This window comes from Thalassotalea sp. G20_0 (assembly GCF_017744175.1).
GTDB lineage: Bacteria > Pseudomonadota > Gammaproteobacteria > Pseudomonadales > Endozoicomonadaceae > Endozoicomonas.
Genome location: NZ_JAGHQV010000087.1, coordinates 1 through 10,270 on the forward strand (window position 1 = coordinate 1; position 10,270 = coordinate 10,270).

11 protein-coding genes are annotated in these 10,270 nt (G+C 49.2%); 7 read left to right on the plus strand and 4 right to left on the minus strand.

What is annotated here, in order from left to right:
• On the plus strand, nucleotides 1–323 hold a 323-nt coding region (locus J7438_RS24035; protein WP_209278591.1), incomplete at its 5' end, for a hypothetical protein.
• Between the two features lie 227 nt (nucleotides 324–550).
• Here the strand turns inward: J7438_RS24035 and J7438_RS24040 are convergent.
• Nucleotides 551–955 (minus strand): transposase, encoded by a 405-nt coding sequence (locus J7438_RS24040; protein WP_353620188.1) that lies wholly within the window; start codon nucleotides 953–955, stop codon nucleotides 551–553.
• Between the two features lie 111 nt (nucleotides 956–1,066).
• Nucleotides 1,067–2,281 (minus strand): argininosuccinate synthase, encoded by a 1,215-nt coding sequence (locus J7438_RS24045; protein WP_209278593.1) that lies wholly within the window; start codon nucleotides 2,279–2,281, stop codon nucleotides 1,067–1,069.
• A 299-nt stretch (nucleotides 2,282–2,580) separates the two neighbouring features.
• Between J7438_RS24045 and pyrC the strand changes: the two genes are divergently transcribed.
• Nucleotides 2,581–3,618 (plus strand): dihydroorotase, encoded by a 1,038-nt coding sequence (pyrC, locus tag J7438_RS24050; RefSeq protein WP_209278594.1) that lies wholly within the window; start codon nucleotides 2,581–2,583, stop codon nucleotides 3,616–3,618.
• 392 nt (nucleotides 3,619–4,010) lie between these two features.
• Nucleotides 4,011–4,610 (plus strand): ribonuclease T, encoded by a 600-nt coding sequence (gene rnt / locus J7438_RS24055; protein WP_209278595.1) that lies wholly within the window; start codon nucleotides 4,011–4,013, stop codon nucleotides 4,608–4,610.
• A gap of 56 nt (nucleotides 4,611–4,666) precedes the next feature.
• On the opposite strand, the gene J7438_RS24060 is transcribed toward rnt, so the two are convergent.
• Nucleotides 4,667–5,203 (minus strand): methylated-DNA--[protein]-cysteine S-methyltransferase, encoded by a 537-nt coding sequence (locus J7438_RS24060; RefSeq protein WP_503003933.1) that lies wholly within the window; start codon nucleotides 5,201–5,203, stop codon nucleotides 4,667–4,669.
• 301 nt (nucleotides 5,204–5,504) lie between these two features.
• Between J7438_RS24060 and J7438_RS24065 the strand changes: the two genes are divergently transcribed.
• From J7438_RS24065 to J7438_RS24080, 4 genes are all read left to right on the plus strand, one after another.
• On the plus strand, nucleotides 5,505–6,191 hold the full coding sequence (locus J7438_RS24065; RefSeq protein ID WP_209278596.1) for a hypothetical protein: 687 nt from the start codon (nucleotides 5,505–5,507) through the stop codon (nucleotides 6,189–6,191).
• A 115-nt stretch (nucleotides 6,192–6,306) separates the two neighbouring features.
• Entirely contained in the window at nucleotides 6,307–6,981 is a 675-nt protein-coding gene (locus tag J7438_RS24070; RefSeq protein ID WP_209278597.1) for a type 1 glutamine amidotransferase domain-containing protein, read from the plus strand.
• A gap of 241 nt (nucleotides 6,982–7,222) precedes the next feature.
• Nucleotides 7,223–8,275, plus strand: coding sequence for an NADPH-dependent curcumin/dihydrocurcumin reductase (curA, locus tag J7438_RS24075; RefSeq protein WP_209204608.1), 1,053 nt, complete (start codon nucleotides 7,223–7,225; stop codon nucleotides 8,273–8,275).
• 12 nt (nucleotides 8,276–8,287) lie between these two features.
• Nucleotides 8,288–8,896 carry a glutathione S-transferase family protein gene (locus J7438_RS24080; protein WP_209278598.1) on the plus strand — a complete coding sequence of 203 codons (609 nt, stop codon included), beginning with the start codon at nucleotides 8,288–8,290 and terminating at the stop codon, nucleotides 8,894–8,896.
• A 93-nt stretch (nucleotides 8,897–8,989) separates the two neighbouring features.
• Here J7438_RS24080 and J7438_RS24085 read toward each other — a convergent pair whose 3' ends face one another.
• Entirely contained in the window at nucleotides 8,990–9,901 is a 912-nt protein-coding gene (locus J7438_RS24085) for a transporter substrate-binding domain-containing protein (protein WP_209278599.1), read from the minus strand.
• Nucleotides 9,902–10,270 lie beyond the last annotated feature (369 nt).

Genomic DNA, 10,270 nt, shown 5'->3' on the forward strand with positions numbered 1-10,270 from the left:
GGAATAGAGAACTTGAACTATTGGAACCCTATCGGAAAGAGATGATACTTCCGCAGTTAATGAGTGTTCTCCAAAAGATCAACCATTATGATGTGGATAAACAGACACAAAACGCCTGGCATTCAGCTTTGGAATGCAGAAAAGAAGACCCTCTTGGACTGAACGGAATTGACATTGACATTTGGGAATCGGATTCTGATTTATTGTCGCCGGATTTTGATTTGTTTGCGACCGGGTCAGAACGGGGCAACAACAACCATGACTGGCTTGAAGAGTTCCTACTGCAGCCAAGCGCTAATACCCATACAACATTACACCTGTAATGGCCGACCTTTATAAGTCCACTTAAAAGGCTTGGCCATTTTCTCATTGAAGAAGTCCACAAACCAGGAGGCTGACCGAGAATAGCGCCCGTAGCGAGGATGGCAGAAAATTGAGGATAAAACGTCGGAAATTTTTAGTGAATAGTGGTTCTATTTGCTAAAAATTTCCGACTTTTTAGACCAATTTGCTGCCACCGCAGTAGGGCAGTCTGTTCTCGGTCAGCCTCCTAGTGGAGACGGGCCTTCAGCTCTTCGGTGGATGTAAAAGTGTTTCGTTTCAGAAAGCGCCTCACCAGAATCGAAAACCATACCTCTATCTGATTCAGCCATAATGCGTCCTTCGGGGCATAGTGGAAAACAACCTTATGGGACACATCGCCCAGGTAAGCAGCCCGTATTTTCATGTTTTTGAGAATGCCGGATTTGCCTTTAACTCCAAGCTTTTTTCCCGCTGTACCTTCAATCCTGTCGACTGCCTTGACCGCAGCCTCTGACATATGGGTATTCAGACGACCCATAACAAAATGCCAACCTGCAGCAGCAGGATCACTCATCAGCATGCTATCAAGCCAATCACTATTCAAAAAAAGGATGCGAATCAAAGCGTATTTTTGTTGTATGGGTATTAGCACTTTCCTGCACTAGCATCCGTGCAGTCGTGCGGCATTACAACCCCGGTCACATAGCCAGGAATATACGATTATAGGGAATGGCCTGCATCCCGAAATGCAGGCCTGCCATTTTCAGTCTAATTTTCGGCCTTTATTCGCCGCAATCCTTAACCGCAATGCATTCAGCTTAATAAATCCTTCAGCATCTCCCTGGTTGTAGGCTCCGGCATCGTCCTCAAAGGTTGCAATAGTTTCATCAAACAGCGAGTCGTCAGAACGTCTGCCAACCACCGTGACATTCCCCTTATACAATTTCAGGCGAACTTCACCGTTCACGGGCTCCTGGCTTTCATCAATCATCTTCTGGAGCATTTCCCGCTCCGGTGACCACCAATAGCCGTTGTAGATCAGTTTGGCATAGCGCGGCATCAACTCATCTTTCAGGTGGGCCACTTCCCGGTCCAGGGTAATGGATTCAATGGCCCGGTGCGCTTTGAGCATGATGGTGCCTCCGGGCGTCTCATAACAGCCCCGGGACTTCATGCCCACATAGCGGTTCTCAACAATGTCCAGACGGCCAATCCCATTTTCGCCACCAATCCTGTTCAGGCAGGCAAGCACTCGGGCTGGCGTCATTGCCTCCCCATCAATGGCAACAATATCCCCTTTGCGATAGCTCAGATTCAGATAGGTCGGCACATCCGGGGCGGATTCAGGCGCTACCGACCAGCGCCACATCTCTTCTTCCGGCTCCGCCCACGGGTCTTCCAAAATGCCGCCTTCATAGGAGATATGCAGCAGGTTGGCATCCATGGAGTAAGGCGATTTGCCTTTTTTGCGCTCCACCGCAATACCGTGCTCATCGCAGTAAGCCAGCAGTTTTTCCCGTGAGTTCAGGTCCCACTCACGCCAGGGTGCAATCACCTGAACCCCCGGTTTCAGTGCATAAGCACCCAGCTCGAAACGCACCTGGTCATTCCCTTTACCGGTGGCACCGTGGGCAATGGCATCGGCACCGGTTTCATTGGCAATCTCAATCAGGCGCTTGGAAATCAGCGGTCTGGCAATGGAGGTTCCCAGCAGGTATTCGCCCTCGTAAATGGTATTGGCACGGAACATGGGAAAGACAAAGTCACGGACAAACTCTTCGCGCAGATCATCAATGTAGATCTGTTTAATGCCAAGGGCTTCTGCCTTGGCCCGGGCTGGCTCTACCTCTTCACCCTGCCCCAGGTCCGCGGTAAAGGTAACGACTTCACACTGATAGGTGTCTTCCAGCCATTTTGCAATCACTGAGGTGTCCAGGCCGCCGGAATAGGCCAGAACCACTTTATTGATTTTTTTCATTGCTCAACTCCAACGACATACTGCAACAGGAATCTGTAGACAGTGAAGGATAAATATTCTTTTTTTGTGAATAATAATTCATAAATAGCGCTTCGCCAAGACGCTTTCATCATTATTTGGCCAAAGCCGGAGTCAGTGTAGATAAAGCCCGGGAATCATAACATCAAAAGGCCGGAAATACGGGTTAAACCTCTGCTTTTATGCCTCTTTTCTCAGGCCCCTACTATCAACATGGCCTTTTTTTCGCTAGGATGCCCATCCGGTTCGATCATATATAACCGGAACAGGTACCTTCCAAAATGAGCCAATTACTGACCATTACCCGCCCTGATGACTGGCACCTCCACCTTCGTGATGGCAATGTTCTGACGGAAACGGTGGCAGCCACCGCCAGAACCTTTGGCCGGGCGATCATTATGCCCAACCTGGTACCACCGGTAACGGATGCCGATCTGGCCAGCCAGTACAAGACGCGCATTCTCGAACAGGTGCCTGCTGACTCGGCATTTCAACCATTAATGACGCTGTATCTGACCGATAAAACGTCCCGTGAAACCATCCTTGATGCCCATAAACGGGGTGATGTGGTGGCACTGAAACTTTATCCTGCTGGCGCAACCACTAATTCTGATTCCGGCGTGACCAATCTCGAGAACATTTACGGTGCTTTGGAAGCCATGGCGGAGTGTGATCTGCCATTGCTGGTGCATGGCGAAGTGACCGATGCCGACATCGATATCTTTGACCGGGAAAAGACATTTATTGACCGCCACCTGGTTAAACTGGTAGAACGCTTCCCGACCCTGAAGATCATCATGGAACACATCACCACGGCTGATGCTGCCCGGTTCGTCAGTGAAGGGGGAGAAAACCTGGGTGCTACCATTACCGCCCATCATTTGTTGTATAATCGCAACCACATGCTGGTTGGTGGTATCAAACCCCACTATTACTGCCTGCCAATTCTCAAGAGAAGTCGGCATCAGCAGGCGCTGCTGGAAGCCGCAGTAAGCGGCAATCGTCGCTTTTTCCTGGGAACTGACTCTGCTCCCCATGCCATTGGTGCCAAAGAGTCCCCCTGTGGATGTGCAGGCTGCTATACAGCACCGGCAGCCATTGAACTCTATGCAGAGGCCTTTGAAATGATGGGCGCTCTGGATAAACTGGAAGCCTTTGCCAGTTTCAATGGCCCCGATTTCTATAGCCTGCCCAGAAACCAGGACACCATTACCCTGGTGAAAGAAGACTGGGTCATGCCAGAATCCATTGCCTTCGGTGATAACCGGGTGAAACCTCTGAGAGCCGGAGAAACCGTATCCTGGCGGCTCAAATCATAGCCATTGGCTAAACAGCCGTGAGCAGAGGAAAAATCCCGCTCTTGCTGCCCAGGGCCTGTTGACGTTTCGTTGCGTGCTCAGCGAATCAGGGCGCTCCTATGACGAGGCGCGGCATTGCAGGAAGGCTGGTTGCCTTTCAAAATGCCGCAACGAAGTCATAGGGGCGCCCTGATTCGCCCGAAGGGTGGCTCAGAAAGGCGCCATCTGCTTTGTCAGACTTGCTTGGCGTAGAATAACTACGCGCTGCGCAAGTCTTTCGCGCATATGACGCCTTTCTGAGCCACTGAGCACGCAACGAAACGTCAACAGGCCCTATAACCTGGTGGCAATGCGGTATTTTTTTACAGTTAATGAGTAAGGAGAAGCCTTTGAGGGCCGATGACAGCCACTCCATGGCCAACAGATTCCGCGGTTTTCTGCCCGTGGTAATCGATGTGGAAACCGGCGGCTTCAATGCCGCTACAGATGCACTGCTGGAAATTGCAGCCACCGTGATTGAAATGGATGAGCACGGTTTTATCCACCCGGGCCCATCGGAGTCGTACCATATCAAGCCATTCGAAGGTGCCAATATTGAGCAGGCCGCTATCGATTTTATTGGTATTAACCCCTTTCACCCGCTGCGGATTGCCATGGCGGAAGAGGAGGCCATCAACAAGATTTTCCGTTCCGTCCGTAAAGCGGTAAAAAGCCAGGGATGCAACAGGGCGGTACTGGTTGGACACAATGCGTCGTTCGACCTGGGGTTTGTCATGGCGGCGGCTGAGCGCTGTGATGTGAAACGGAATCCGTTCCATCCGTTCTCCTGCTTTGATACCGCTACGCTGGCCGGTCTGGCCTATGGACAAACGGTGCTCGCCAAAGCCTGTGTCGAAGCGGATATTGATTTTGATAAATCAGAGGCTCACTCAGCCCGTTACGATACGGAAAAAACCGCTGAACTGTTCTGTACCATTGTGAACCGCTGGAAAGACCTGGGCGGCTGGCTCTGATCGCAACCCTGGCTGGCCTTTTCCTTAACCATGAAAAGCCAGCCACAGCCCCCTGATTATACCCCTTCCCTTCTATTCCCCTGCTCAAGATCCAGCAGATACTTCTTCATCTCAACCCCATAGGCATAACCGGTCAGTTTACCATTTTTTCCGATTACCCTGTGGCAGGGCACAATGATCGCCACCGGGTTGGCACCATTGGCGGCTCCCACGGCCCTGACCGCTTTAGGCCGACGGATGCTGCTGGCAATATCCTGGTAGGAACAGCTTTTCCCATAGCCAATCTGTTGTAACGCACTCCATACCTGCTGCTGAAAGTCGGTACCACGAAGATCCAGGGCCACCGTGAAGCGGGTCAACTCTCCGCGAAAGTAGGCCCCCAACTCATCTCTGGCCTGAGCAAGATGACTGTCAATAGCCTGTTGCACGGCAACCGATGTATGCTCAGCAGTGCTGGCTTCAGCCTGCAAACCATGACTATTGGTCCGTTTAACAGAAACAACACCATCAACAGAGGCCATAACGTTGAGACGCCCGACAGGTGACTCCAACCACTGACAACCGACCAGATTCTCTTTATGCATAGCGTACATAGGCGCATCACCAATTTCAGTGTATTTTGGATCAGGGTAAAATCGTGCATCCTTCAAGTAGCCAGAAACATTTGCTGCAATATGTCCCGCTACTGTAGATTGTGAGATTGATAAATTATCATAAAAAGCAACTGAGTCATCTGCCTTCTGGCTTTAAACAATACACGACAGCAAAAAATGATATCGGTACAAAATACATCATCTCGATGAAACAAACAGGGCGATGTAGAAGGAAAAGCAACGCTCAGATCAAACTACTATCAATTTAGCGGTACCGAATAATAAAGCAAGAGGATTAGCCATGGACCCGGTCAATAAACCAACCTCTCCCTCACCACAGAAAATTCAACCCCACAAAGACAACGTCCGGGCAGCCAGTACCGGGAAGTCTTTTCATGGAAAGAAAACCGCTATTTGGCAAAGCGTCCGAACTCTTTCGAATAAACTTATTTTCTGGCTTGAAAAACCATTAAAAACCAGAAACATCAAAGTTCATGTCGCGAAGAGTAGTGCTTTATCAGCGAATGGGTTTAATAAACACTGTTCGGAACTTTTGCTGGCGATGATTGATGGAGACAGCAGACGTCTGCCTGAGTTACTGGACAAAATCAGACTGAGTATCCCCGCAGCCATCCCTGGTAAACAGCAACAGGAAATTGAGAGTTCAGACATCATAGATCTGTTTGGAAAATGGTCTGAACAATGTACGAAACCTGCACTTGCAAAATCACTGCGAAGGGATCTGCTCAACCCGGAATCCAACATAAGAAAGATATGGACTTCACAACGAGTACTTACGATGGAACCAAAAGACTTTTCACCTCAAACCTTTCGACGCCTCAATGATATCGAAGGACTTATGGGACAATTGGCAATAGCATTATTCCCTGAAGAAATTGAAAAACTAATGCAGGATGTCAGATCCTGTGAAAGCAAGATAACATCCTCGCGTTTCTTTCAGAGATTTTCAGCAAATATCACAACTTGATATACGAAGGTGGTCAGGAGCGAAAGAATTTAAAAAAATCACTATTATCACCTTTGGGGCAGGAGTATAGTCGTCGCCATAAGAATAGTTATCCAAGTCGGTAGAGAGGGCCCCCATGAAAAGAATTCTGATTCCTGTTACCAATCACGCAACGCTGGGTACTACTGATCAGGCTAACGGTACTTACGCGCCCGAGTTAACCCATGCTTTACAGGTATTTATGGAGCATGGTTGCACCTACGATATCACCTCGATTAATGGTGGTAAGGCACCACTCTATGGAACGGATGTTGATGGTGATGAGATCAATAGTCGTGTTTTGGGTAATGAAGAATTCCAGAACCGTATCAACGACACAATCCCGGCCTCAGAAATCAACATTGATGATTACGACGCGGTCTTCTATCCGGGAGGCTTTGGCCTTCTGTCTGATTTGGCGTCAAATGAGACGGTGGCCAGGTTAAGTGCCAGTCACTATGAAAAAGGTGGGGTCCTGGCTGCAGTTTGTCACGGACCTGCGGCGTTATTACCGATTACACTGAGTTCAGGTGAGAAGTTACTGACCACAAAATCGGTCACTGGCTTTACCCGTGAAGAAGAAATTGATTTCGGCACTATCAATGACATCCCATTCCTTCTTGAGGAATCTCTCGCTCGCAATGCAGCCCGCTACAACAAAGTTCAGCCATGGCAGGAGCTGGTGATCGAAGATGATCGTGTGATCACCGGGCAGAATCCGGCGAGTGCTCATGCAGTGGCTGTTGCGATGACCCGGTTGTTAAGTCGTTAACGAACAACTCAGGTGCATAACTGCAGGCATTGATGTTCAGGACAGTAACCTTCAGAGTGCTTGCTGGATTACGCTTAATCAAGCAGGCTATCCAGCCAGTGTCTTACGTTTGAAGCACTGATTTTACCGTCTTGGCCATTACCCGCCTCACAGTGCGATTTTTGATCGAGGTCTTCTGGCAAAAGCGCTCTTCTTCAGCTTTTGCCCCATTCATCTAATAAATATTTTAATGGAGTAAACCGTGGATACTTTAAACCAATCCCAAAGCACCAATCGACAAATCCTGCTGGCGTCCAGGCCCTCGGGGGCACCAACGGCTGAAAACTTTAAGTTAGTCAGCAGTAGCAAACCTGAGCCAGCTGAGGGCGAAGTATTGTTGCGAACGGTCTATCTGTCTCTCGACCCTTATATGCGTGGACGGATGAATGATGCCAAGTCATACGCCGATCCGGTGGCTATTAATGGGGTGATGGTTGGGGGCAGTGTTTGTCGCGTCGAGCTTTCCAGGAATGCCAATTTTGCAGTGGGTGACTGGGTGGTTGCTGGTGGCGGCTGGCAGGATTTCAGCGTGTCCAATGGTGCTGACCTGGTCAAAATTGACAGTACGCTGGTCAAGCCTTCTTATGGCCTGGGTGTGCTGGGTATGCCGGGGCTGACAGCCTATATGGGCTTACTGGATATTGGCCAGCCTGAAGCGGGTGAAACCGTAGTGGTGGCAGCTGCCACAGGTGCTGTGGGTAGCCTTGTCGGTCAGATTGCCAAAATAAAAGGATGTAAGGTGGTCGGTATTGCTGGTGGCGCTGAAAAGTGTGACTACGCAGTTAAGAAATTGGGCTTTGACGCTTGCCTTGATCATTACTCAGAAGATTTACCAGCACAGCTGGCCAATGCCTGTGCAGATGGTATTGATGTTTATTTTGAGAATGTCGGTGGGCGTGTCTTTGATGCGGTTATGCCATTGCTTAATCCTTCCGCCCGAGTTCCCTTATGTGGCCTGATTTCCCAATACAATGCCACTGCCTTACCGGAGGGGCCGGACCGCATGTCCGCACTGATGGGTACACTGTTAGTCAAGCGCGTTAAAATGCAGGGTTTCATTGTATTTGACGACTATGGCCACCGGTATCCCGAGTTTTTCGCTGCTATGCAACAGTGGCTGTCTCAGGGACAAATCCATTACAAAGAGCACCTGGTGGACGGCCTGGAAAACTCGGTTGAAGCCTTTATTGGTCTTCTTGAAGGCAAGAACTTTGGCAAGCTTGTAGTTCGTGTCGGTCCCGATAACCTGGCTTAACAGGGGTTTTCCATGATTACTGTACATCACTTGAATGCATCCCGTTCGACCCGTGTGATCTGGCTTTTGGAAGAACTGCAAATGCCATATCAGTTAGTGCATTATCAACGGGATGCGAGCACCCGTTTAGCGCCTGCCAGCCTTGGAAAAATTCACCCCCTCAATAAAGCTCCGGTGATTGAGGACGGTGACGTGGTGATGTGTGAGTCCGGTGCCGTAATGGAGTACATTCTCGATCAGGACGCCGAAAAGAGACTGCGCCCGGACGCTGGCACACCCGGCTATTACCGCTACCTCGAGTGGCTGCATTTTGCCGAAGGTTCTCTGAGCCTGCCTCTGATTGCCAATCTGCTTCTGCAGATGGAGCAAAGAGACGGTACCCGACCGCTGGACGGTTACCTTGCTAAAGAACTTGCCCTGGATTTTTCGTATATCGAATCCACCCTGGCGGATTCACCCTATTTCGCGGGCGATACCTTTAGCGCAGCGGATATTATGATGACCTTTATGCTTGAGATTGCCCAATCTCAAGGCGCGCTTGAAGGACGTACTAATACTCTGGCTTACCTTGAGCGCATTCATAAGCGAAGTGCTTATCAAAAAGCCAGGAGCTTTGGATAACTATTTTGGATAACTATTTTGGATAACTATTAAGAGTCATTAAGCTGTTCAGGCTTTGCTAAACCCAAAACCTGAACAGCTCTCTGGCGATTTTTAAATGGCCTTCTCTGTAGTGTAAGTGGAGACGGTCTTCAGCGATGGTTGATCTGAGTTCAATCTGCGAACACGCTTTCTTGCCAGCCATTCCTCTTTCCAGGTTTCCATGCCAAGGTAGCCGTTATCTAAATCCTTCTCCACGGCATATAAGTCTTTCAGGTCAGCCACCTGTTCAGCCTGCTCCTGTAAAAAATCATTAAACCGGGCCACGATCCCCGGGTACTTGATGGTGGATAAATGATACGTGCCCCGGGTATGAGGCAAGCCCGGATCAAACACCAGGGTCAGCGGTGACAATCGAACATTTTCCAGATAATGGCTGGCCACGACGATATTGAAATAGGCTCCATCGGCTTTATTCCGGATAACCTCACGAACCAACTGACGTAAGTTTTTTTTCTCAGAGACCGCGATCTGCCCGGCATTCACCTGATCAAGATAATCCCAGACAGTCCAACCGGAGACCGTCGCCAATTGATCGATCCCGGCCAACGGTTTACCCCGGTCTTCAGGCTTTCGCAGCACACCATCGACATAACGGGTCACTTGCTGGCTGTAAGTAACATTCACCCCCTCTTTAAGATGAGACGCCCAGTTTGCGTTATCCGGGTATTTCATATCCACTTCACCAGACACCAGGGCATCAAACAGCTGTTCGACCGGCATGGGACGATATTCGATACGAATGCCTGAATGCTGTTGAAATTGATCAAACAGATCGCGTGCATAGCCGGTATATTCGCCTGCCTTTGAGGTGGTGTAATGGGGATAAAAGGCGGTATCTTCGACACCAATAATCAGGGTTTCAGGGGGCTTATGCTGTTCACTTCGATTGACTTGATCTGCCTGAGGACTAAACGCGGTGATGAGCAGACAGACTGTTAAGCTTTTCTTTACTGCATCCAACATCTTCAAGGGGTCCTTATGTCATCTTTATTGTCACTAGAACTTCCGTTGATTTTTATGGTTATAAGGTCATGCCAGTGCTGTCTCGTCCTGACAATGCAATGCTTATACCAAGTTGTTAACTTGTTATAAATAATGGTTTTTCATGTCTCAGCCAGAACCGTCACGCGTATAAATGGTGCAATAATCTGATCGTTTGCACAACTTTTCATCCTTCGATTAATGACACTGAGTCAGTTTGACAACTAGGAGGCTGTCCGAGAATAGCGCCCGTAGCGAGGATGGCAGAAAATTGAGGATAAAAATTCCGTTTTGTGAGGTGAATAGCGGGGCTATTTGCCGAACAAAACGGAATTTTTAGACCAATTTGCT

Excerpts from the sequence above, each read along its gene's own strand:
- J7438_RS24045 (WP_209278593.1), bottom strand. The coding sequence starts at position 2,281 with ATGAAAAAAATCAATAAAGTGGTTCTGGCCTATTCCGGCGGCCTGGAC.
- pyrC (WP_209278594.1), top strand. The coding sequence starts at position 2,581 with ATGAGCCAATTACTGACCATTACCCGCCCTGATGACTGGCACCTCCAC.
- rnt (WP_209278595.1), top strand. The coding sequence starts at position 4,011 with ATGGCCAACAGATTCCGCGGTTTTCTGCCCGTGGTAATCGATGTGGAA.
- J7438_RS24060 (WP_503003933.1), bottom strand. The coding sequence starts at position 5,203 with ATGTACGCTATGCATAAAGAGAATCTGGTCGGTTGTCAGTGGTTGGAG.
- J7438_RS24065 (WP_209278596.1), top strand. The coding sequence starts at position 5,505 with ATGGACCCGGTCAATAAACCAACCTCTCCCTCACCACAGAAAATTCAA.
- J7438_RS24070 (WP_209278597.1), top strand. The coding sequence starts at position 6,307 with ATGAAAAGAATTCTGATTCCTGTTACCAATCACGCAACGCTGGGTACT.
- J7438_RS24080 (WP_209278598.1), top strand. The coding sequence starts at position 8,288 with ATGATTACTGTACATCACTTGAATGCATCCCGTTCGACCCGTGTGATC.
- J7438_RS24085 (WP_209278599.1), bottom strand. The coding sequence starts at position 9,901 with ATGTTGGATGCAGTAAAGAAAAGCTTAACAGTCTGTCTGCTCATCACC.